This is a genomic window from Nonomuraea composti (assembly GCF_012034275.1).
Taxonomy (GTDB): Bacteria; Actinomycetota; Actinomycetes; order Streptosporangiales; family Streptosporangiaceae; genus Nonomuraea; species Nonomuraea composti.
On record NZ_JAATEP010000028.1, the window covers coordinates 93,244 to 115,599 of the forward strand.

The window sequence follows — 22,356 nt, forward strand, 5'->3', positions numbered from 1 at the left end:
TGGGCCGCGCGTCGCCCGGCCGCACGGTCCCGGGCGCCGTTCTACCGGACGACCCCCGGCGGCAGCGTGGGCAGGGTCACGGGCGGGCCCTGGTCGATGAGGCGGAGCAGCGCGTCCGTGTCGAGATGCTGCTCGACCAGGTCGCCGAGCGCGTCGAGCCGCCGCTCGCGCAACCCCGCGAAGTCGGTGGCCGGGTCGGGGACGAAGTCGCGCCCGGCCCGCGCCGCCACGTCGGCGAGGAAGGCGCGGCGGAAGCCGTCGTTCTCCAGGGCGCCGTGCCACGTGGTGCCCCAGACGTCGCCCACCCGGCAGCCGTCGAGGAACGGCTCGCCCCCTTCGACCGTGGCCACCCCGTGGTGGATCTCGTAGGCCCGCACCGGCTGCCCGTAGGCCGTCCCCTCGGGCCTGGCCAGCCGCTTCTCCCGCCCGAACGTCACCCGTACCGGCAGGACGCCCAGCCCCTCGACGCGGCCCGCGCCCGACTCGACCTCGTCCACGATCTCCTCGGCCAGCATCTGGAACCCGCCGCAGATCCCCAGGACCGGCCCCTTCCTGGCGCTGATGGCCGCCGCCAGGCCGCTCTCGCGCAGCCAGTCCAGGTCGGAGACGGTGGCGCGGGAGCCGGGCAGCACGACCAGGTCGGCGTCGTCCAGCTCGACCGGATCGGTGGCGAACCGCACCACGACGCCCGGCTCGGCGGCCAGCGCGTCCACGTCGGTGAAGTTGGAGATCCTGGGCAGCCGCACGACCGCCACGCGCAGGGTCTGCCGGCCGTACGGGGCGCGCAGGGGGACGTGGCGGCTGTCGAGCGCCAGTGAGTCCTCGACGTCGAGCCAGAGCCCGTCGAGCCAGGGCAGCACCCCGTACACGGCCCGCCCGGTCAGCTGCCTGATCATGTCGAGCCCCGGCTCCAGCAGCTCCTTCGCGCCCCTGAACTTGTTGACCACGAACCCGGCCACGTGCGCCTGGTCGGCGGCGTCCAGCAGGCCCACCGTGCCGTAGAACGCGGCGAACACCCCGCCCCTGTCGATGTCGCCGACCACGATCACCGGCAGGTTCGCGGCCCTGGCCAGGCCCATGTTGGCGATGTCGCCGCGGCGCAGGTTGATCTCGGCGGGGCTGCCCGCGCCCTCGCACACCACCACGTCGTAGCGGGCGCGCAGCCGCTCCAGCGCCTCCAGGGCCGAGGTGCGCAGCAGGTCCTTGAGCGCGCCGTACTCCATGGCGTCCACGTCCGCCACCGGGCGGCCCATGAGGACGACCTGGCTGCGGCGGTCGCTGCCCGGTTTGAGGAGGATCGGGTTCATGTCGGCGACGGGTTCGAGGCCGCACGCCTGCGCCTGCATGGCCTGGGCGCGGCCGATCTCGGCGCCGTCGGCGGTGACGTACGAGTTCAGCGACATGTTCTGCGCCTTGTAGGGCGCCACGCTGACGCCCTGGCGGGCCAGCCAGCGGCAGATGCCCGCCGTGACCACGCTCTTGCCCGCGTCGGATGTGGTGCCCGCGACCAGCAATGCCCCCTTGACCATGGGATCACGGTACACGGAGGCAAATTCCCAGTAATTCACCATTTACGAACGCTGTGACTTCTGCCACTCTGGCTAGAACATTGCCCTAGAACGCAATTCTAGATTTCCCTACGGAAAGGGTGGGCATGGTCGGGACGTTCGGTTCGCCGCGTACAGGCACCATCAACGCGCAGTCCCGCGCACCATTCGGCTGGGCACCCCTCGTGGTGCTCTTCATCGTCGGACTAGTGGACCGGATCGAGCACAACCTCCTGTCGGGCGTGCTCCCGCTCATACAGAAGGAATGGGGCTTCAGCGACACCGCCGCCGGCTCCATCCCGACCGCCGCCGCGCTGGCCGCGGTCGTCGTGTCGCTGCCCGCCGGATACCTGGCGGACCGCTTCAGCCGCACCCGCATCATCGCGATCGTCGTCTTCTGCTGGGCCATCGCCACCCTCGGCTCCGGCCTGGCCACCGGCTTCGCCATGTTCTACCTCATGCGGGTCTTCCTGGCCGCCGCCGAGAACATCGACAACCCCGCCGCCGGCAGCCTCCTCGCCGACTACTACCCGCCCGTCAGCCGCGCCAAAGCGTACGGGCTCACCCGCGTGACCACGTACCTCGGCGGCGTCGGCACCCTGCTCGGCGGCGTGCTGGCCGAAGCGTTCTCGTGGCGCACCGCGTTCCTCATCATGGTCGTGCCGGGCGTGCTCACGGCGCTGCTCGTGTGGTTCCTGCGCGAGCCGCGGCGCGGCGAGCTCGACCGGCTCGTCGCCGCTGGCGAAGCGCCCGCCGAGACGCTTGCTGAGGCGCCCGCCGGGATGGCCGCCGAGACGCCCGCCTCGCAGGTCAAGCCGCCGTTCTGGGCGCAGCTGCGCCAGGTGGTGGCCATCCCCACCCTGCTCTTCGTCTGCGCCGGGCTGGCGCTGCTCAGCCTCGGCCTGGCCGGCGTCTTCTTCTGGCTGCCCACCCTCATGGTGCGCGGCTTCGGGGCCGGCGTCGGCGCGGCCGGCTCGCTCAGCGGCCTCATCACCATCGCCGGCACCCTGATCGGCACCCTCGTCGGCTCGTGGCTGGGCCGGAAGTGGCACGGCACCCGCAAGGGCGGCCGGCTCCTGGCGGGCGGCAGCGGCATCACGGCCGGCTCGCTCGTGCTGGCCGGCGCGCTGTCCATGGACTCGCTCGCCGCCCTCACGGCGCTGGTGCTGGTGGCGTGCTCGCTCATGTCGATCGCGATCCCCAACATGACGGCCTGCCTGGCCGACGTCGTGCCGGCCGCCTCGCGCGGCCTCGGCTTCGCCGTGCTGCAACTGCTGCTCACGGCCGGGACCGCGTTCGGGTCGCTGGTCGTCGGCATCGCCTCCGACCAGTTCGGGTCGCTGCTGACCGGCATGTACGTCCTGGTGCTGCCCATGGCCGCCGGCGGGCTGCTCACGCTGGGCGCCAGGGCGTCCTTCGAGCGGGACGCGCGCCGGGTCATGGAGGCCGCCGGCCGTTGACGAGCCGTCGACGAGCCTCTGACGAGCCTCTGACGAGCTGAGGGGCGTGGCCTGTGAGGCGGCCACGCCCCTCTCGCCGTCAGCCCTGCGAGCGGCGCTCGCGCTCCTCCTGCGAGTACGGCTGCTGCTGCGGCGGGTACGGCGGCCGCTGCTCACCGGCACCAGGGGTACCCGTCTCCCCAGGCGTGCCGCCACCGCCGTAGCGGCGCTGCACGGCGTCCACACCCTTGCTGATCTTGTCGTCGTACTTGTGGCCCGTGCGCTCCTTCGCATACCGCTCGGCGCGGTCAAGCACCTGGTCGGCCTGCTTGGAGTGCCCTCTGGCCAGGTTTTCGGCCTTCTTCAGCCATTCTCCGATGCGGCTCATGACCAATTCCCCTCTTCAGACTACGTGCGCCCCCTACCCCCGCAGCCTCGAATGATGTTTGCCGGGCTCCGGAAGCGAACCAGGTCACAAGCTGCCGTACTCGCCCCATGACGCCTCGCCCCCGCGAGCGGGACGATGCGGGCATGACAGCAGTGGTACAGGCGGAAGCCCTGACCAAGTACTACGGCAGGCGCCGCGGCCTGGAGGACCTCACGCTCGACATCCAGCCGGGCGAGATCTTCGGCTACCTGGGCCCGAACGGCGCCGGCAAGACCACCACGCTGCGCCTCCTGCTCGACGTCATCCGGCCCACCCGCGGCTCGGTACGCGTCCTCGGAGGCGCCCCGCGCGAGCCCGCCACCCGCGCCAGGATCGGTTACCTGCCCGGCGACCTCGTCCTGGAGGGCCGCGACCGGGCCATCGACTACCTGCGCTTCCTCGGCCGGATGCGCGGCGGCGTGCCGGCCTCCCGCATCGAGGCGCTGGCCGAGCGGTTCGACGCCGACCTGACGGTGCCGATGCGCAAGCTCTCCAAGGGCAACAGGCAGAAGGTCGGGCTGATCCAGGCGTTCATGCACGAGCCGGAGTTCGTCATCCTCGACGAGCCGACCATGGGGCTGGACCCGCTGGTGCAGCAGGAGTTCCTCGCCCTGGTGCGGGAGGTGCGCGCGTCCGGGCGTACCGTGCTGATGTCCTCGCACGTGCTGGCCGAGGTGCAGAGCGTCTCCGACCGGGTCGGCATCGTCCGCGCCGGGCGGCTCGTCGCCGTCGAGAACGTCGCCGCGCTGCGCGAGAAGGCGGTGCGCCGCGTCGAGCTGCACTTCGCCTCGCCCGTCCCGCCCGCCGCCTTCGAGAACCTGCCCGGCGTACGGGACCTGCGCGTCGAGGGGGCCAGCGTGCGCTGCACGATCGACGGCCGGCCCGACGCGCTGATCAAGGCCGCGGCCCGGTTCACCGTCGTCCACCTGGTCAGCGCCGAGCCGGACCTGGAGGAGATCTTCCTGACCTACTACAGCGAGGGGGAGCACGATGATCACCAGAACCCTGCGTGACCACCGGCGGCCGCTGATCTGGTGGAGCGCCGGCATCGGCGCCTTCATCGCCCTCTACCTGGCCGTCTACGGCAGCGTCCGCCAGGACCCCGAGGTGTACGGGCCGGCCGCGGTCGCCAAGTTCCCCGGCCCGCTACGCGATCTCATGGGCGGCATGACCGACATGGTGTCCGGCGCCGGATACCTCCAGACGGTCGTCTACCAGCTCTTCGTCCCCATGCTGTTCATCGCGTGCGCGACCCTGCTGGCCAACCGGGCGATCGCCGGGCCCGAGGAGAGCGGCACCCTGGAGCTCGTCGTCACCCTGCCCGTGGACCGGCGGCGGCTCGTGCTCGACAAGCTCGCCGCGCTCGCCCTGGGCCTGCTCCTGGTCGCCGGCGCGACGTTCGTCATCGCCGCAGGGCTGAGCGCGCTCATGGAGACCGGGGTCCCCTTCGACCGGATCCTCGCCGGGCACCTCGGAGTGCTCCTGCTCGGCCTGTTCTTCGGCACGGTCGCCCTGGCCGCCGGCGCCGCCACCGGGCGCCGCGTCGTCGCCTCCGCCGTCGTGGGCGTCTGGGCGGCGGCCGGCTACACCGTCGTCACCGTCGGCCGCTCCCTCGACGCCGTCGCCTGGCTCAAATGGGTCTCGCCGTTCCACTACTACGCCGAAGGCCGGCCCCTCTACGACGGGCTGCCCGCCGGGGACTACCTTGTCCTCGCGGGCGCGACCGCCGTACTCGCGCTCACCGCGGTCCTCGCCTTCGACAGGCGTGACGTAGGAGTCTGATGGCGATCTCCGAGCTGCCCGCCGACCTGCTCGCGGGGCACGGGCAGCGGCTGGCCGACCACGCGGCCACAGGCCGCTTACCCGACCGGCACGCCCTGGACACCTACCGCGCCGCCGGCACCAGGGCCGCCGAACTGGGCGTCCCGCTGCGCACCCTCGTGGACGCCGCCCTCGCCGCCGGCGAAAACCTCCCCGGAGTGCTGCCCGCCCTGCGCAAGGCCGTCTCCGCGCTCATGGAGGGGTACGAGGCGGCACAGCTCGCCGCCATCCGCAACGAGGAGGAGGCCCGCAGGGAGTTCGTCGACGACCTCCTCCAGGGGCGGGCCGAACGGCTCGCGGAACGGGCCGAGCACTTCGGGCTGCGACTCGCCGAGTCGTACGTGGTCGCGGTCGCCCGCGGCCTGCACACCGCTGACCACGGCGCGCACGAGGGCGCTGGCGGCCGGCACGACGACGCCCGCGGCCTGCACGGCGCCCCTGGCCTGCGCGGCGACGCTCGCGGCCGTCCCGCGCGCGAGGGGGATCTTGGCGACCGCGACCGCGACCGTACCGGCGGCCGGGACTGGGGGCGCATCGAACGCGACCTCATCGCCCGCTTCGGCTCCCACAACGTGCTCGTCGCCGTCCGGGACGGGCTGCTGGTGTGCGTGGCCCCCGCCACCCTGCCCGCCGCCGTGGGCGAGTTCACCCACCACGTACGCGCCCGCTTCCCGCCCGGCTGGCGCGTCGGCATCGGCCGCGCCCACCGGGGCCCCGGGGGAGTGGTGACCTCCTACCGCGAGGCCGCGCAGGCCCTGGAGCTGGCCGACGGCCTCCGCCTCACGATCGACGTGGTCAAGGCCGCCGACCTGCTGGTCTTCCCCGTGCTGCTGCGCGACAGAAGCGCCATCGAGGACCTGGTGAACAGCGTGCTGAGCCCGCTGCTGGAGGCGAGGGGCGGGCACGAGCCGCTCCTGGAGACCCTGGAGGCCATCTTCGCCGCCCACGGCAACCAGACGGCCGCGGCGCGACGGCTGAAGGTGAGCCCGCGGGCGGTCACGTACCGGCTGGAACGCATCCGCCGCCTGACCGGCTTCTCACCGGACGACCCGACCCAGCGCTTCACCCTGGAGACAGCCGTCCTCGGCGCCCGCCTCCTCGGCTGGCCCCCAACCGGCTGACCAGGGCTCACCGGTTCACTCGCTGACGGCGAGCCGTACCCCGAACCCCACGATCACCACACCGGTCAGCCGATCGAGGAACCGCCGCACCGCCGGCGAGCGCAGCACCCCGCCCATCCACGACGCGAACCCGATCAGCACCGCACTCCACACGAGCCCCTCCACCACGTGCACCCCGGCCAGCGCCAGCCCCATCACCGCATGCGGGGCCTGCGCCGGGATGAACTGCGGCAACATGGCCACGTAGAACGCCCCCACCTTGGGATTCAGCAGGTTCGTCAGCAGCCCCCGCCGCAACCCCTTCCCGAAGCGCAGCTCCTCCTGCCGCTCCACCTCCGGCGCCTGCGCGTGCCTGGTCAGCAGCATCCGCAGCCCCATCCACACGAGGTACGCCGCCCCCACCCAGCGCAGCACGTCGTAAGCGAGCTGGGAGGCGGCCAGCAGCGCCGACAACCCGGCCGCCGTGAGCACCCCCCAGCAGAGCGTGCCGAGCTGGATGCCCAGCGTCACTCCCCAGGCCGGCCGCCGCCCGGCCAGCAGGGACGTACGCAGGATCAGGGCCGTGTCGAGGCCGGGGGTCAGGGTGAGCAGGGCAACGACGGCGGCGAATGACCAGAAAGATCCAGCGATGTCCACGAACGCGAGGCTATAGCAGCCATTCACGACCACTCCTGAGACCTCGACTCCCGACCTCCGGCGCCGACCTCCGGCGCCGACCTCCGGCCCCGACCTCCGGCCCCTTGGCTCCCGGCCCCTTGGCTCCCGGCCCCTTGGCTCCCGGCCCTCGCGCGCCCGGCTCCGGCGCCCGGGCCTCGTGCGCTCGGGCCCTTGAAGCCCGAACGCCGGACCTCCGAGCCCTCGGACCCTTACCCCTCGCCTCCTACGGGATCAGGAGCAGCTTCCCGGTGGTGCGGCGGCCGGCCAGGTCCTCGTGGGCCTGGCGCGCCTCCGCCAGCGGATACCGGTGGGAGATGTTGATCGTGAGCTGCCCCTCGGTGATCCATCCGAACAGGTCGGAGGCCCGCCGCAGCAGCTCCTCCCGTTCGGCGATGTAGTGGACGAGCGTCGGCCGGGTGAGGAAGAGCGAGCCCTGCTTGTTGAGCGTCTGCGGGTCGAACGGCGGCACGGGGCCGCTGGCGGCACCGTACAGAGCCATGAGGCCGCGCGGGCGCAGCGCCTCAAGCCCGCCGTCGAACGTGGCCTTGCCGACCCCGTCGTACACCACGTCGATCTTGCCGCGCAGTGCCTCGGCGAAGTCGTCGTAACGCAGCACCTCGTCCGCCCCCGCCTCCCTGGCCAGCTTCTCCTTCTCGCTGGTGGAGACCGTGGTGTAGACCTTGGCGCCCTTGTGCTTGGCGAGCTGGATCAGCAGCTGCCCCATGCCGCCCGCCCCGGCGTGCACGAGCACCTGGTCGCCCTCCTTGACCTCATGCGTGGAGTGGGTCAGGTAGTGGGCCGTCATCCCCTGCAACATGGCCGCCGCCGCCACCTCGGCCGGCACCCCGTCCGGCACCGGCACCGCCCGGTGGGCCGGCAGGACGGCCTTCTCGGCGTAGCTGCCGAGAACGTTCGCCCAGGCGACGGTGTCGCCGACGGCGACGCCCTCCACCCCGGCCCCGACGGCCGAGACCGTGCCCGCCCCTTCGGAGCCGATGGGCGTGGGCAGAGGGAGGGGGTAGGCGCCTGAGCGATGGTAGATGTCGATGAAGTTCACGCCACTGGCGGCGACGTCGACCACGATCTCCCCGTCACCGGGGACAGGGTCGGGCCGTTCGACGTATTCGAGAGCCTCTGGGCCGCCTGGGGCGGAGACGATGATGGCATGCATGGTCCTAGTCAACTCCTCCCGTCGGGATCAGTGCCACTTGGGGACCGAGGCGGGGGCGGATCGTGCACCGACCAGGTTTCCGCGCCGTACCCGTCTGTATGGGTGAGATCGACTCACGAGAGGCTGGCACGATGCGGAAACTGATCTTCGGCATGAACGTGACCCTGGACGGCTACACCGCCGCCACCGGCGACGACATCGGCTGGAGCGGAGGGGAGGGGCCGGACTCGTCGCCGAGCGCCGAGCTGTTCCAGTGGTGGTACCACCAGATGCGGGCGAGCGAGCTGTCGCTGTACGGGCGCAAGCTGTGGGAGGCGATGAGCTCCCACTGGCCGACCGCCGACCAGCGGCCCGGCGCTCTCCCGGCGGAGATCGAGTTCGCGCGCCTGTGGCGGGACATGCCGAAGGTGGTGTTCTCGTCCACGATCGACAAGGTCGACTGGAACACCCGCCTGGTCACCGGCGACGCGGTCGCCGAGATCGCCCGGCTCAAGGCCGAGGACGGCGGCCCGATGGACATCGGCGGCGCGACACTCGCCGGGGCGGCCATGCGGGCCGGGCTCATCGACGAGTACACGATCGTCACGCACCCGGTCCTGGTGGGCGGCGGCACGCCGTTCTTCGCCGCGCTGGACAGCTGGGTGAACCTCCGCCTGGTCGAGACGCGGACGTTCCCCGGCGGCGTGGTGCTGACCCGCTACGAGAGGAGACGATGAGCACGGGCCACCCGCTCGGCTCGTAACGCCGCCGCCCCGGGGCCGGCGCGCTCACCGTGCCCCTCGGCGAGCCGTGGACCGCCTCGCCGAATGTGAGAACGATGGGTCAGAGCGTCGCGGGCAGACCCAGCCATGGCTTGTCCGTGGCGTCGAACCCGGTCAGCTCGGCGATCCTCCCGTCGACGATGCGCAGGACCGCGATGTTGAACAGACGGTACTCCGGGTCGTCGGGGGTGCGCCGGTACAGCACGGCGGCAGGCATGAGGTTGACCGTCGTGGGAACGCAGCGCCAGTCGTCGTAGCCACGCTGGAAGAGCCCGCCGGAGACCCAGCCGTCCACCGCGTCCTTGGCCGTGACGACCAGGGTGCCCCGATCGGGCAGCATCGCGAAGCGCAGGTCGTCGCGCAGCAGAGCCGTCAGCCCGTCGAGGTCGTTGCGCTCGTGAGCGTCCATGTACGACTTCACCACGCCGCGCTCCTCGTCCGACAGCTCGTGCGTGGCAGGGCTGCGCCAGTCGAGGCGGCGCCCGGGCAGCTGCTCACGCATCGTCACACGCGCCCGCCGCAGGGCGCTCGTCACCGATGCGACGGTCAGCTCCAGCTCGCCCGCCACCTTCGGCGCCGGCCAGCCGAGGACGTCACGCAGGACGAACACCGCCCGCTGCCGCGGCGGCAGGTGCTGGACGGCGACGACGAACGCCAGCTCGATCGTCTCCCGCGCCACCACCGACTCCTGCGGATCCTCCGGAAGCATCCGGTCCGGGTACGGCTGCAGGTAGTGCACCTCCGAGCCCGCTCCCGGCAGTTCGGCCGGCACGGGTATGCGGTCGTCGCGCTTGCCCAGGAAGTCGAGGCAGGCGTTCGTCGCGATCCGGTACAGCCAGGTCCGCAGCGTGGCGTGGCCCTTGAACGACTCCCGCTTGCGCCACACCCGCAGGAACGTCTCCTGCGTCAGGTCCTGGGCGTCCTCGTAGTTCGCGAGCATCCGGTAACAGTGCACCTGCAGCTCATGCCGGTAGCGCTCCGTGATGAGCGCGAACTGCGCCGCGTCGTTCGAGCGGGCCGCCGCGATGAACGCGGCCCCGTCGTCCTCCAGCAGCCTGGCATCGTTCATGGTCGTCAATCCTTCCGCGGGTGGCGAGGGCGTACCAGAACTGACGACGTGGCGACGGATTTCTGAGCGGTGCGGTGCAGGTGGTACTGCCGTGAGAACCGGCTCGCTCACCCCCGCTGCGCGCCGGCCAAGCCGCCCGGGTACGGCCCCCGCCACCGCCGCCATCAGGCCCCAGCGGGGGAACGCCCGTCTCCGCCATCACCGTCGTCAGGCCCCAGCGGGGGAACGCCCGTCCCCCGTCAACGCCCTCATCAGATCCCGGCAGGGGAGCGCCCGACCCCCGCCATCACCCCTCATCAGGCCTGGCGGCGGAAAGTGCTCCTCCCCGCCGTCACGGGTCAGCCGATGCGGGCCAGGGCTCCCGCCTCCAGTGCCACCCAGATCGCGCCGTCAGGGCCCACCGTCAGCCCGTGGGGCTCGGCCTTGCGTTCGTTGCCGTCCTCGCCCGGAACGCTGGGCAGTGGCTGCACGTCGAAGGTGCCGTCGGTGGTGAGGCGGCCGACGCGGCCCGCCGCCCACTCCGTGAACCACAGGGCACCGTCGGGGCCGGTGACGATCGCGTGGGGGCGGGCGGAGCGGTCGGGGAGCGGGTGCTCGGTGATCTTGCCGGAGGTGTCGATCCGCCCGATCTGGCCGGCGCCGATCTCCACGAACCACAGGGCGTCGTCGGGCCCCAGCGTGATGCCCACCGGCCCGGCTCCCTCGGTCGGGAGCGGGTGGACGGTCACCTCGCCCGACAGCGATATGCGGCCGATGGCGTTGGCCTGGTTGAGGGTGAACCAGAGGGCGTCGTCAGGCCCCACAGTGATGAAGGACGGCATACCGCCGCCCTCCACCGGCACCGCGAACCCCGTCATCGCCCCGTCATGCCCGATGCGGCCGATCGCACCCGGCTGCATCTGGGTGAACCACATGGCGCCGTCCGGGCCGGCGACGATCCCGTACGGGGAGGGCGCCTGGTGCGCCGTCACCACACCGTCGGCCGAGATGCGGCACACCCTGCCGATCTCACCGAACTTCCCCTCTGTGAACCACATCGCCCCGTCATGACCCGGCGTGATCACCATCGGCTGGCCGTCGGCCGGGTCGAGCTGGTGGATCACCGGATCCTGCCCGGGCACCATCCTGCCGATGCGCCCCTCATGGACGAGCGTGAACCACAAGGCACCGTCGGGCGCGGCGGCGATGCCGTAGGGCGCGCCCGCGTCGATCACGGTCAAGGTATGCATATGTCCCCCTGGTTGTCGTTCTGGTCCGGCGGGTGACCCCGCGCGGGCGGTTGCTTGTGCTGAGGCCTGCCCGTACGCCTCATGAGGGCGGTCGCTTGTGCTGAGCTGCCCGCACATCTCACGAGGGTGGTGAGGCTAGCCGCACACCTCACGAGGGTGGTGAGGCTGCCCGTACGCCTCACGAGGGTGTACATCCGTGCTGAGGCCGGGTGCGACGCCCGCGCGGGCGGCGTCTGTGCGTGGGCGGCTGCGTGCGCCGCGGTCTTGGTCAGCGGACGCGGCCTCCTACCAGCTCCAGCTCGGCCCCCCGGAAGCGGCGGACCAGTGCGCGGTCGTGCGAGACCAGGACGAGGGCGCCGCTGTAGGCGTCGAGGGCCCGCTCCAGCTCCTCGGCCAGGACCGGCGAGAGGTGGTTGGTCGGCTCGTCGAGCAGCAGCAGGTCGTACTGGCGCGCCAGCAGCCGGGCCAGCGCCAGCCTGCGCTGCTGGCCGACCGACAACGTGCCCACCTTCTGGTCGAGGGTGTGCGCCCTTAACAGGCCGGTACTCAGCAGCTTCGCGCGCCGCTCGTCCTCATAGCCCTCTCCGTACGCCTCCAGCACGCTCTGATCGGGATCGAACGTCACCTCCTGCGGCAGATAACCGACCCGGCAACCAGCCCAATCGGCCCCCTCGGCCAGGCGGGTCTCCTCGGCCAGGCGGGTTCGGTTGGTCCGCTCGGCCTGGGCGGCGAGGGCTTGCAGGAGTGTGGACTTGCCTGCGCCGTTCGCGCCCCGGACCAGGAGCCGCTCGCCCTGCCTGATCGTCAGCGAGTCGATGTGCAGGCGGTCACCGATGTGGAGGTCGCGCAGCTCGACGAGCACGCGAGCACCGGCATGCGAGCCCGCGTGCCCAGCCGGCCTTCGGGTCGCGCGGTCCTCGTCCGCCCGCCCGGCGGTATCCCGGACGGCGCTCTCGCCCGCCTTCGCGCGTGTGGTGCAGGTGGCGCTCTCGCCCGCCTTCCCCGGCGCGGTCCGGGTGGCGCTCTCGCCCGCCTTTCCAGAGGAGGCCCGGGCGGTGCTCTCGGCTCGCCGGACTGGCGGCGACCCCGTGGTGCTCCTGCCCGTCTGCACGGGGGCTCCGGAGCCCGTCGCATGTGCGGGGTGCGGCTCGGCAGGGGGCGGGGCCGGGTCGAAGGTGCCCAGGAAGCGGAGCGGGGCCGGTGGGCGGGGGACCGGGTCGGCCTCCAGGCGGCGCAACCGCTCGTGGGCGTTGCGGACGCGGGTGGCCACCGAGCTCTGCACGCGCCCGGCGTTGCGGTCGTAGGCCATCTTGTTGTTGTCGCGCATCACGCGCCCGGCCGCCACTCGGTGGGCGGTGGTGGAGGCGTATTCGCGGACCTGCCGCACCTCCTCGCACCACGCCGCGTATGCCTGCTCCCATCGGGCCCTGGCCGCGGCCTTGGCGGCGAGGAAGCCGGTGTAGCCGCCGCCGAAGCGGGTGACGGAGCCGTGCTCGACCTCGACGATCGCTGTGGCGACGCGGTCGAGGAAGACGCGGTCGTGCGAGATCACGGCCACCGCGCCCCTGTGCTCGCGCAGCCGGTCTTCGAGCCAGGTCAGCGCCGGCGCGTCGAGGTGGTTGGTCGGCTCGTCGAGCAGCAGCACGCGCGGCGCGGCGGCCAGCACGCAGGCCAGGCCGAGGCGCGCCTGCTCGCCGCCGGACAGGCTGGACAGCGGCCGGTCGCGGCCCACGTGGGCCAGGCCGAGGCCGTGGAAGGCCCGGTCGACGCGGGCGTCGGCCTCGTAGCCGCCGCGCAGCTCGTAGGCGGTGAGCAGCTCGCCGTACTCGTGCATGACCTCCTCGGTCAGCGCCGACTCCAGCTCGCGCATCCGGCGCTCCATGGCCCGCAGGTCGGCCAGCGCGGCGTCGACGGCCTGCTGCACGGTGTGGGTGGGCGGCAGGCCGAGCGTCTGACCGAGGTAACCGAGCTCGCCGGTCACCCGGACCTCGCCGTCGTCGGGCCGCTCGACCCCGGCCAGCAGGCGCATCAACGTGGACTTGCCCGAGCCGTTCTCGCCGACGATGCCGACGCGCTCGCCCGCGGACACGGACATCGAGACGCCCGTGAGGACGGCCCGGTCGCCGTAGGACTTGTGGACCTGATGAACGCTGATCAGGATGGAGCTCCAATCGCAACTCGTGTAGCGTTAGTTTGGCATACGGTGAGATCTAACGCAACTGGAGTAGTTTTTGGAGACGAGCAAGCGCCCTGGAGGGCGGAGCGCGCGGGTCCGTGACGCTGTGCGGCGGGCCACGCTCGCGGAGCTGTCCGAGCGCGGCTACCAGGGCCTGACCGTGGAGAACGTCGCCGAGCGGTCAGGCGTGCACAAGACGACCGTCTACCGGCGCTGGGGCGGGATCGAAGGGCTCATCTCCGACGCGCTGGAGCTGGCCAGCCACGAGCCGTGGCCCATCCCCGACACCGGCTCCGTCGAAGGGGACCTGCGGGGGGTCGTCCAGCTCGTACGCAGCGGGTTCGCCGATCCCGAGCTGGGGCCGGTGTCGTCGGCGTTCGTGGCGGCGGCCGTACAGGATGCCGCCGCCGCGCGGGCGCTGCACGATTTCTTCGCGGCCCGGCACGAGCAGTCGGCCGAGGTGGTGCGGCGGGCGGTCGCGCGCGGCGAGCTGCCCGACGTCGTGGACCCGAGCGAGGTGATCAGGGTGGCGGTCGCGCCTGTCTACTACCGGCTGTTCGTCGCGCACGAGCCGGTGACCGAGCGCGACGCCGACCGCGCCGCCGACGCGGCCCTGGCCGCCGCCCGCGCCGGCGTCCTGTGAAGATCTGAACGCGAAACGCCCCCGCAAAGGCGCGAATGTGGAACGCCCCCCCGCGAAGGCGCGAGTATGGGGTGTCCCCCCCGGCGAAGGCGCGAGTGTGGGGGCGTCCCTCGCGAAGGCGGGAACGCGGAACGTCCGCGAAGGCGCGAACGCGGAACGTCCCGCGAAGGCGCGAACGCGGAACGTCCCGCGAAGGCCCCCACCTGTGCCGGCGGCCCGCTGGGCGTCGCGGCCCAGGGGCGCGGGTCAGGTTTCCTTCTGGCCGCGCAGCTCGAAGTCGTCGAACGTCGTCTTCAGCAACGACTTCCCGTCCTCCGGCGTACGGGCGAACAGCCCCAGGGTGCCGCTGCCGATGCCGTTCGGATCTTCGACGTCCTGCACCAGCTCGTCGTTCACCCACATCCGCAGCCGCACGGTCGAGCCCGACTGCTCGCACGCGGCCACCAGCCGCGCCTTGCCCGGCAGGTCGGCCACGGGTACGGACTGGCCCAGCGTCCCGCCCGCGCCGTCCATGATGCGCCGGATCCTGGCGTTGCCCTTCGTGTCCAGCCCGAACTCGTAGTAGGTGTCGTCATCGTCGGAGTTGTGGCAGTAGATCCCGTACTCGCCGCTCCCGACCGCCTTCGTGACGTCGGCGGTGACGGCGATGACGACCGAGGACGGGAGGATCGGCGTGGGGGTGGCCGACGGGTCGGGCGTGCCGGTGGGTGAGCTGATCAGGAAGGGTACGGGCGCCTTCGCCCAGCGCTCGTCGTAGCCGTCGTCCGCCTCCGCGTCCAGCCCGTAGGTGCCGTCCGTGCGGTATCCCTGGCTGGTCGTCTCGTCCGGGTCGTAGATGCCGTTCCAGCCGCCGGAGGTCTGCGTGAAGTCCTCCCGGTAGAGCACGCCCATGTCGTCGGGCGGCCCGCTCGGCGCGAGCACGGCCCAGGCGGTCACGCTCCCGGCGATCAGGAGGGCCGCAGCGGCCGCCACCCCGCCGTACAGCAGCCCGCGCCGCGGCCGCCGCGCGCCCAGCGCGGTGGTCGCCGTGAAGGGGGTCGTCTGCCAGGCGGCCTGTACGGTCCGCGCCGCCTGTTCGGGAGCGGCCGCCCGCCCGACGAGATGGTCCAGCAGTTGCTGCGCGGTGGGCCGCGCGGCCGGGTCCTTGCGCAGCGCCGCCGCGACCAACTCGCGCAGGCCGGGCTCGACGGCGTCGAGGTTCGGCTCGGTGTTGAGCACCTGGTAGACGATGGCGGGCAGCGTGTCGCCGCCGAACGGCGCCCGCCCGCTGGCCGCGAACGCCACCAGCGTCCCCCACGAGAACACGTCGCACGCCGGCGAGACCGGATCGCCCCGCAGCACCTCGGGAGCCATGTAGCGCGGAGTGCCGACGATCTCGCCGGTGCCGGTGACGCCGCCGAGCGTGTCGAGCGCCCGCGCGATGCCGAAGTCGATCACGCGTGGGCCGACGGGCGACAGCAGCACGTTCGACGGCTTGAGGTCGCGGTGCACGACCCCGGCGGCGTGGATGGCGGTGAGCGCGGTGGCCACGCTGACGGCCAGCGCGTCGAGGCTGGAGCCGCGCAACGGGCCCGACTGGCGTACGGCCTCTTCGAGGTTGGGGCCGGGCACGTACTCGGTGACCACGTAGAGCTGGTCGCCGTCGAGCGCGGCCTCCAGCACGGCGGCCGTGCAGAACCTGCGCACCCGCTGAGCCGCGTCCGCCTCCCTGCGGAAACGCATGCGGAACTGCTCGTGCTGGCTGAGCTCCGGGTTGATCACCTTGATGGCGACCCGCTGCCCAGCGGCATCCTCGGCGAGATGCACCGTGCCCATCCCGCCCCGCCCCAGCACGCCAAGCAGCCTGTAGCGCCCGATGTGGGAGGTTTCACCGCTCACGCCGCGCAAGCTTACCGATACCGGGTCTCCCGCCGCAGACCCCGAGAGACGACACGCGTACGGCGGCTCCGGGACAAGGGTCATGGACGTCTTCCTGACCGGCGAATGGCTTCGACGATCAGCCAGACGTTCGTGGAGGGATTCGTGCCCTTGCGGTTGGGCTCGCAGTGCTCAGGGTCGGCCCGGCAGGCACGTTCCCGCGCTGTCTCGTGGTGAACGAAGGGAAATCCCGGCCCAGGTGCTTGTCGTAGTCCTTGATGTGCTTCCTGAGCCGCTGCCTGATGCGTTCCTGGTCACAGGCGGCTGTGTGATCCTCGAAGTGATAGAGGATCCACAGCTCGAAGCAGGGAAGAGAGATCGCGAGATTGACCTGCCCTCTCCGGGCCTCCACGAGTGCCTGGTCGAGAGTCTTGTGCTGGTCGACGTCCACGACGCACCACACCTCGTCGTAGGCGATGTTGGCGTCCCGCTGCGCACGCGCCTCCTTGTCCTTTTGTCGCGTTCCCGGACGGCGTACGCGACGATGGCCGCCGGGTCCCGTCCGAGACCGATCACCTTGCAGTTGAGAATCTCCACGGGGAGAGAGCGGAAGTAATCGCGGACGCCTGCGAAGTACTCGACCTCCGTGACCTCGCCCTCGCACACGATGGGCAGACGTTTCTTCGGGGTTCGTCGGCCGACGGGACGGTCAAGGCGCGGGGGGCTACGCCTGGGGCTCATGGCTTTAGGACGGGCCCTTTCTTGAAGATCTCGCGGATGCTCTCGAAATTGAGATACGGCACGGCGCCGTAACGGCCCTGCAGATAACCACGTTCGATGTTCTCGTCACGCCTGGTGTGGAATTCGGCGAGCGAGTAGAGGCTCGTGGCTCCGGAGTCGTCCTTCTCGGTGAACCAGACCTCGTCCCTGGCGAGGATCTCCTCATTGAGGAGGGAGCCGAGAAGCGTGGTGTCGTGCGAGGAGAAGATGAGCTGGGCGCCGTGACCATTGATGTCGTGGTCCTTGAACATCCGGATCAGCGTCGAGCTGAGCAACGGATGAAGGCTGGAGTCGATCTCGTCGGCGAGCAGGGTGCCACCGATGTACAGAATGCTCAGTGTGTGCCCCAGCAGGGAGAGCCACGCCCTCGTCCCCGCACTCTCCTCCTCCAGGCTCAGCGGCGGGGCGTCTTCCATCTGCCGGCGCAGGACCACCTTCTTCTCCTGCGCGCCTGTCTCCACGAGCTCCATCCGCTCGACGCCGAGGTCCGCGATGCGAAGGAGTTCGTTGATGTCGTCCGTCACGTACTCCGCGTCGAGGATGTGCTTCACGACATCCAGGCGGAACCTTTCGTGCAACTCGCCGTGCTGGATGAAATAGGCGCCGCTGGACGTGAGGCGTTCATAGAGGCCGCTGAGCAACGGATGATTGTTCGACGCCGCGCACGAGAGATAGAGCGAGTTCGGGCGGGTGAGCTTGCGTATGCGCTGTGTCTCGCCGGCGAGGCCGCGTCCGAAGGTGAAGTCGGTCGGCCCGCCGCGGTCGAAGAGTTTTCTGACGCGGCCTCGAGGAAAAGTGTTGAGCCATTCGCCGAGCACCACTTCGTCATCGACTTCGAAACCGTAGGAGTAGCGGACGCCTTCATGCAGGAAGTCGACCTCGAAGAACGACGGGGTCTCCCGCTCTGAGGGAGAGAGCTTGAACGGTCGCCTCGGCACCCCTCCGGTCGGCTTCCAATGCGTGTGGGACAGCCGGATCGCGTCGGACATCCACCTCAGGGAGTCAGGCCTCCTCAGGAAGGGATTCCCCGCAACTGGCCTCCCAAGCGCATACAGCATGCAAGGATGGCAGCCCTTGCTCCGGTGAGGCCACCAGTACGCGGCAGCCCGCCGCCCGGGCCGCCGCGATGCCCGCCGGGCTGTCCTCGATGGCCACGCAGCGTGACGGCGGGGCGCCCAGGCGGCGGGCCGCCTCCAGGTACGGGTCCGGCCACGGCTTGCCGCGCCGCGTGTCCTCGTTGGCCAGCACCAGGTCGAACACGTGGTCCAGCCGGGGCAGCACCAGGTCCACGATGCTCCGGGGGGAGGCGCTGACCAGGGCGGTGGGGATGCCGGTCGCGGCCAGGCCCGCCAGGAGCTCGGGGGCTCCTGGTACGACGGTGAGGTCGCGTTCGACGCGCTGGGCGAAGGCGCCGGTCAGGCAGGGGGTCAGGCCGGGGTCGCCCAGGTAGCCGGCGACGTCCTCGATGGTGCGGCCGTGGACGAAAGGGGCGTCGGCGGCGGTGAGCGGGCGGCCGGCCACGGAGGCGACCGCCTGCCACCACGACCCCTCGGTGTCCACCAAGGTGCCGTCCATGTCCAAGAGGACAGCCGCCGGACCAGGCCATGGCGGGTCGGTCCGCGCCGCCTCCGACCGCGCCGCCTCGGGTCGCGCCGGGTCAGACCGCATCGGCGGGTACGACGGGGGCGGGGACGGTGACGGTGCGGGCCGCGACGAGGACGGGCCGCTCCACCAGGCGTACCACCACGCGGGCGCCGGGGCCGAGCCGGGCGGCCTCGTGGCCGGGCACGTCCGCCAGCACCTCCCCGCCCTCCACCGCGAGCCGCAGCCGTACGGAGGCACCGCGGAAGGAGGCCGCCAGCACTTCGGACGGGCCGTCCTCGGACGGGACGACCTGGACGGCTTCCGGACGGATCAGCACGTCCACGGACGGATCCGCGGGAACGGGGCCGTCCACGGGGAGGAGCTGGCCGAGCACGGTCACGTGGTCGCCGGTGACCTGCCCGGCCAGGTGGTTCATGGTGCCGACGAACTCGGCCACGAACGGCGTGGCCGGCCGGTCGTAGACCTCGGCGGGCGTGCCGACCTGCTCCAGCCGCCCGTCGCGCAGCACCGCGACCCGGTCGGCGATCGACAGGGCCTCCTCCTGGTCGTGGGTGACGAAGACGGTGGTGATGCCCAGGGAGAGCTGGAGGCGGCGGATCTCCTCGCGCAGCGTCACCCGTACCTTGGCGTCGAGCGCGGACAGCGGCTCGTCGAGCAGCAGCACGCGCGGCTCCAGGGCGAGGGCGCGGGCGAGCGCGACGCGCTGCTGCTGGCCGCCGGAGAGCTGGTGCGGGTAGCGGTCGGCGTGGTCGGGCAGGCCGACGAGGGCGAGGAGTTCGTCCGCCTTGGCCCGTCTGACGGCCACGGGGGCCTTGCGGACGCGCAGGCCGAAGGCGACGTTGTCGCGGGCGTTCATGTTCGGGAACAGGGAGTAGGACTGGAAGACCATGCCGGCGTCGCGCTTGTTGGCGGGCACGTCGGTGACGTCCTTGCCGTCGACGAGGACGGCGCCCGAGTCGGGCCGCTCGAACCCGGCCACGCAGCGCAGCGCCGTCGTCTTGCCGCAGCCGGAGGGGCCGAGCAGGGCGACGAACTCGCCGGGGGCGATGACCAGGTCCAGGCCGTCCAGGGCGACGGTCCTGCCGAACGTGCGCCGCAGCGCGCGGAACTCCACCGAGGACGATCCCGTTACCGGTGCGGTCATTTCCCCTTCTCCTTGCCGAAAACGGTGGACACCGCGAGCAGCAGCAGCCAGATGAGCAGCAGGCTCAGGATCGACACCGCGACCGAGAGCTGCCCCTTGGACCCGGACACGGTCACGATCCACACCGCGAACGGCTGGTAGCCGAGCAGGCTCGCCACGGTGTACTCGCCCAGCACCAGCGCCAGGGTCAGGAACGACGCGCTGGCCAGGGCGGAGCGCAGGTTGGGCACGATGACCCGGGCCAGCACGTACGGCCACGAGGCCCCGAGGTTGCGGGCCGCCTCGACCAGCGTCCGCACGTCCATGGTGCGCAGCCCGGCGTCCAGCGACCGGTACACGAACGGCAGCACGAGCACCACGTACGCCAGCACGAGCACGAGCGGGAACCCGGGGTCCTGGATCGCGATCAGCGTGGCCCAGAACGGGGTGGGGGCCAGCAGGTCGGTGCCGCCGCGCAGCGCGGTGCCGATCCCGGCCACGAACGTGATGGGCGGCACGACGAGCGGCAGCGTGCACAGCACTTCCATGACGGGGCGGAGCCGGGGCGCGAAGAGCCGCACGGCCAGCATCGCGGGCAGCGCGAGCAGCAGCACGACCGCGATGGTGGCCAGGGCGAGCCCGAGCGAGAGCGACAGTGACCGGGCGAAGCCGTCGGCGGTGAGCAGTTCTCCGTAGGCGGACAGGGACACGCCCGCGCCCGGCGTGTGGATCGTGTACCAGAAGGCGGTGCCCAGGGGGACCAGGAAGTAGATCCCGGCCAGCAGGAACACCGCGCCGCGCCACCAGGCCCGCCGGGGGCGTGGCGTGTCGGCGCCGGAGACCCGTTCGAGGCCGGTCAGTGCAGCCATCGGGAGGTCCTCCTCTGCAGCGGCAGGTAGATCGCCATGACGAGCCCGGCGACGACGACCATGTCGAGGCTGAGGGCGAGCGCGATGTTCTCGTAGCCGACCAGCACGTCGCCGGTCAGCGCGCTGGCGATCTTCAGGGTGACGAGCGGGACGACGGTGCCGACCATGGCGTTCGCGGTGGCGTAGGCGGAGAAGGCCCCGCCGAACAGCAGGACCACGCCGCCGAGCATGGCGGGCGCCAGCACGGGCAGCGCGACGAAGCGCCAGTAGTGCCAGGTGGTGGCGCCGCTGTTGGCGGCGGCCTCGCGCCATTGGGGGCGCAGCCCGTCGAGGGCGGGGGCCATGGCCAGCACCATGAGGGGGATGGAGAAGTACAGGTAGACCAGGGCCAGGCCCCAGAACGTGTAGAGGGAGCCGGAGGGCAGCCCGACGAGGCCGCTGACCACGCCGGAGTTGCCGAGCGTGGCGATCCAGAAGAACGCCAGCGGCACCCCGCCGAAGTTGGCGAGCACGCCGGACGCGGTCAGCACGGCCTCGCGCAGCAGGGTGCGGCGCGAGGTGACGATCGCGTACGCGAGGAACGTGCCGAGCACGGCCCCGAGGAGCGCGACGACGGCCGACAGCCGCACGCTGCCGATCATGGCGTTGAGGTAGCCGCCCTGGAGGCTCTGTGACAGGTTGGCGAGGCTGGGCCGTCCCTGCGCCGTGAACGCCCCCGCCACCAGCACGACGGCGGGGACGCCGAACACGAGCGCGAAGAACGCCAGCAGCGGCAGCGCGCCCAGCCAGCCTCGTGACCGGGTGCGGTTCATCCCGAGATCGCGGCGTCCCAGCCGGCGGCCAGCTTGGCCTTGGCCGCGTCCACCTGCTCGGTCGTCGGGAACTCGGGCTCGCCCTCGACGGCGGGCAGCTTGGCCGCCAGCGCCTTGTCCACGGTGCCGTCGGCGGTCATCGCGGGCAGCAGGACGGGGCGGGCGAAGCCCTTGAGGTAGAGGTTCTGGCCTTCGGCGCTGTAGAGGTACTCCTGCCACAGGCGGGCGGCGGCGGGGTGCGGGGCGTCCTTGTTGATGGCCTGGGCGTACATCTGGAAGTACTTGCCGTCGGAGGGCACGTTCACCTTCCAGTCGATGCCCTTGGCGGCCATCTGGGGGGCGTAGGCGGCGTTGTTGTAGTCCCAGTCGATGCTGATCTGGGTCTCGCCCTTCTCGATGGTGGCGGGGGTGGTCTCGACGGGGTTGTAGTTGCCGGCGTCCTTGAGCTTCTTGAAGAAGTCGATGCCGGGCTGGATGTCGTCGAAGGAGCCGCCGTTGGCGATGGCGGCGGCGTAGACGCCCGCGAACGCGGAGCCGGCCTTGGTGGGGTTGCCGTTCATCGCGACCTTGCCCTTGTACTCGGGCTTGAGCAGGTCGGCGAAGCTCGTGGGGCAGGTCTTGATCTGCTTGGCGTCGCAGCCGATGGAGACGTAGCCGCCGTAGTCGTTGACCCAGAGCCCGGTGGGCTCCTTCTGGCCTTCGGGGATCTTGTCGAACGTCTGCACCTTGTACGGCGCGAACAGCCCCTCGGCGGCGCCGCTGATCGCGAACGACTGGCCGAGGTCGAGCACGTCGGGGGCGCGGTCCTGGCCCTTGCGCGTCTTGACCGCGTTGATCTCGTCGGCGCTGGCCGCGTCGGGCGTCTCGCTCTCGATCTTGATGCCGTACTTGGCCTGGAACTTCTCGATGATCTCGCCGTAGTTGGCCCAGTCGGGCGGCAGGGCGATGACGTGCAGGTTGCCTTCCTTCTTGGCCGCCTCCACGAGCTTGTCGAGGCCGCCGAAGTCGGCCGCGGAGGTCGCGGTGGCCGCGTTCACGCCGCCTTGCGAGGCCCGGGTGGTCTGCTGGGTGCTCGGGGCGGCGCCGCACGCCGCGGTGACAACGGTGAGGACTGCGACAACGCCGGCCGCACGGGCGCGAGGTGTGAACACGACGCCTCCACTTTCCAGGGGGTGTGGCAAGAACGTAAAGGAACTTGTACAAACAAGCGAGCACCAGTTAGTCGCATCAATGTTGCTCTTTCATGAAT

At 71.5% G+C, this 22,356-nt stretch carries 21 protein-coding genes; 6 read left to right on the forward strand and 15 right to left on the reverse strand.

The genetic code is table 11. From position 1 onward, the window contains the following. Nucleotides 1-41 precede the first annotated feature (41 nt). Nucleotides 42-1,529, reverse strand: coding sequence for a cobyric acid synthase (locus tag HCN51_RS33550; RefSeq protein WP_168015083.1), 1,488 nt, complete (start codon nt 1,527-1,529; stop codon nt 42-44). A gap of 125 nt (nt 1,530-1,654) precedes the next feature. Here HCN51_RS33550 and HCN51_RS33555 point away from each other — a divergent pair, with 125 nt between their 5' ends. Continuing rightward, nucleotides 1,655-3,007, forward strand: a complete 1,353-nt coding sequence (locus tag HCN51_RS33555; protein WP_168015085.1) for an MFS transporter — start codon at nt 1,655-1,657, stop codon at nt 3,005-3,007. 79 nt (nt 3,008-3,086) lie between these two features. On the opposite strand, the gene HCN51_RS33560 is transcribed toward HCN51_RS33555, so the two are convergent. Further along, nucleotides 3,087-3,374, reverse strand: coding sequence for an antitoxin (locus tag HCN51_RS33560; protein ID WP_168015087.1), 288 nt, complete (start codon nt 3,372-3,374; stop codon nt 3,087-3,089). Between the two features lie 143 nt (nt 3,375-3,517). Between HCN51_RS33560 and HCN51_RS33565 the strand changes: the two genes are divergently transcribed. The 3 genes from HCN51_RS33565 to HCN51_RS33575 are packed head-to-tail and all read left to right on the forward strand — an operon-like array spanning nt 3,518 to nt 6,355. Further along, a complete protein-coding gene (locus HCN51_RS33565) occupies nt 3,518-4,426 on the forward strand; it encodes an ABC transporter ATP-binding protein (RefSeq protein ID WP_168015089.1) in 909 nt (302 codons plus the stop codon). Further along, complete coding sequence (locus HCN51_RS33570; protein ID WP_168015091.1) at nt 4,404-5,195, forward strand: ABC transporter permease subunit; 792 nt, start codon at nt 4,404-4,406, stop codon at nt 5,193-5,195. Before HCN51_RS33565 ends, HCN51_RS33570 begins: the two co-directional genes overlap by 23 nt. After that, nucleotides 5,195-6,355 (forward strand): PucR family transcriptional regulator, encoded by a 1,161-nt coding sequence (locus HCN51_RS33575; RefSeq protein ID WP_168015093.1) that lies wholly within the window; start codon nt 5,195-5,197, stop codon nt 6,353-6,355. Before HCN51_RS33570 ends, HCN51_RS33575 begins: the two co-directional genes overlap by 1 nt. Nucleotides 6,356-6,370: 15 nt before the next feature. On the opposite strand, the gene HCN51_RS33580 is transcribed toward HCN51_RS33575, so the two are convergent. Then, complete coding sequence (locus HCN51_RS33580; protein WP_168015095.1) at nt 6,371-6,991, reverse strand: LysE family transporter; 621 nt, start codon at nt 6,989-6,991, stop codon at nt 6,371-6,373. A gap of 244 nt (nt 6,992-7,235) precedes the next feature. After that, the gene (locus HCN51_RS33585) at nt 7,236-8,183 is read right to left on the reverse strand and encodes a quinone oxidoreductase family protein (protein WP_168015097.1); all 948 of its coding nucleotides are present in this window, start codon (nt 8,181-8,183) and stop codon (nt 7,236-7,238) included. A gap of 131 nt (nt 8,184-8,314) precedes the next feature. On the opposite strand from HCN51_RS33585, the gene HCN51_RS33590 reads away from it, so the two are divergent. Then, the gene (locus HCN51_RS33590) at nt 8,315-8,899 is read left to right on the forward strand and encodes a dihydrofolate reductase family protein (protein WP_168015099.1); all 585 of its coding nucleotides are present in this window, start codon (nt 8,315-8,317) and stop codon (nt 8,897-8,899) included. 106 nt (nt 8,900-9,005) lie between these two features. Here HCN51_RS33590 and HCN51_RS33595 read toward each other — a convergent pair whose 3' ends face one another. The 3 genes from HCN51_RS33595 to HCN51_RS33605 all read right to left on the reverse strand — a co-directional run bounded on the left by HCN51_RS33595 (nt 9,006) and on the right by HCN51_RS33605 (nt 13,403). Beyond that, nucleotides 9,006-10,013 (reverse strand): RNA polymerase subunit sigma-70, encoded by a 1,008-nt coding sequence (locus tag HCN51_RS33595; protein WP_168015101.1) that lies wholly within the window; start codon nt 10,011-10,013, stop codon nt 9,006-9,008. Nucleotides 10,014-10,351: 338 nt separating this feature from the next. Continuing rightward, nucleotides 10,352-11,242 carry a Vgb family protein gene (locus HCN51_RS33600; protein ID WP_168015103.1) on the reverse strand — a complete coding sequence of 297 codons (891 nt, stop codon included), beginning with the start codon at nt 11,240-11,242 and terminating at the stop codon, nt 10,352-10,354. A 268-nt stretch (nt 11,243-11,510) separates the two neighbouring features. Beyond that, nucleotides 11,511-13,403 carry an ABC-F family ATP-binding cassette domain-containing protein gene (locus HCN51_RS33605; protein ID WP_346433882.1) on the reverse strand — a complete coding sequence of 631 codons (1,893 nt, stop codon included), beginning with the start codon at nt 13,401-13,403 and terminating at the stop codon, nt 11,511-11,513. A 121-nt stretch (nt 13,404-13,524) separates the two neighbouring features. On the opposite strand from HCN51_RS33605, the gene HCN51_RS33610 reads away from it, so the two are divergent. Continuing rightward, entirely contained in the window at nt 13,525-14,061 is a 537-nt protein-coding gene (locus HCN51_RS33610) for a TetR/AcrR family transcriptional regulator (RefSeq protein ID WP_346433879.1), read from the forward strand. Nucleotides 14,062-14,307: 246 nt separating this feature from the next. On the opposite strand, the gene HCN51_RS33615 is transcribed toward HCN51_RS33610, so the two are convergent. From HCN51_RS33615 to HCN51_RS33650, 8 genes are all read right to left on the reverse strand, one after another. Next, nucleotides 14,308-15,939 carry a serine/threonine-protein kinase gene (locus HCN51_RS33615; RefSeq protein ID WP_346433880.1) on the reverse strand — a complete coding sequence of 544 codons (1,632 nt, stop codon included), beginning with the start codon at nt 15,937-15,939 and terminating at the stop codon, nt 14,308-14,310. 118 nt (nt 15,940-16,057) lie between these two features. Beyond that, nucleotides 16,058-16,582 carry an RloB family protein gene (locus HCN51_RS63090; RefSeq protein WP_428981560.1) on the reverse strand — a complete coding sequence of 175 codons (525 nt, stop codon included), beginning with the start codon at nt 16,580-16,582 and terminating at the stop codon, nt 16,058-16,060. Nucleotides 16,583-16,655: 73 nt separating this feature from the next. Further along, a complete protein-coding gene (locus tag HCN51_RS33625; protein ID WP_240973508.1) occupies nt 16,656-17,687 on the reverse strand; it encodes an AAA family ATPase in 1,032 nt (343 codons plus the stop codon). Between the two features lie 13 nt (nt 17,688-17,700). After that, on the reverse strand, nt 17,701-18,366 hold the full coding sequence (locus tag HCN51_RS33630; RefSeq protein WP_168015113.1) for an HAD family hydrolase: 666 nt from the start codon (nt 18,364-18,366) through the stop codon (nt 17,701-17,703). Beyond that, the gene (locus HCN51_RS33635) at nt 18,356-19,447 is read right to left on the reverse strand and encodes an ABC transporter ATP-binding protein (RefSeq protein ID WP_168015115.1); all 1,092 of its coding nucleotides are present in this window, start codon (nt 19,445-19,447) and stop codon (nt 18,356-18,358) included. The genes HCN51_RS33630 and HCN51_RS33635 overlap by 11 nt, the downstream gene beginning before the upstream one ends. After that, nucleotides 19,444-20,295 carry an ABC transporter permease gene (locus HCN51_RS33640; RefSeq protein WP_168015116.1) on the reverse strand — a complete coding sequence of 284 codons (852 nt, stop codon included), beginning with the start codon at nt 20,293-20,295 and terminating at the stop codon, nt 19,444-19,446. The genes HCN51_RS33635 and HCN51_RS33640 overlap by 4 nt, the downstream gene beginning before the upstream one ends. Beyond that, on the reverse strand, nt 20,283-21,107 hold the full coding sequence (locus tag HCN51_RS33645; protein WP_168015117.1) for an ABC transporter permease: 825 nt from the start codon (nt 21,105-21,107) through the stop codon (nt 20,283-20,285). The genes HCN51_RS33640 and HCN51_RS33645 overlap by 13 nt, the downstream gene beginning before the upstream one ends. Beyond that, entirely contained in the window at nt 21,104-22,258 is a 1,155-nt protein-coding gene (locus HCN51_RS33650; protein WP_168015118.1) for an ABC transporter substrate-binding protein, read from the reverse strand. Before HCN51_RS33650 ends, HCN51_RS33645 begins: the two co-directional genes overlap by 4 nt. Between the last annotated feature and the right edge of the window lie 98 nt (nt 22,259-22,356).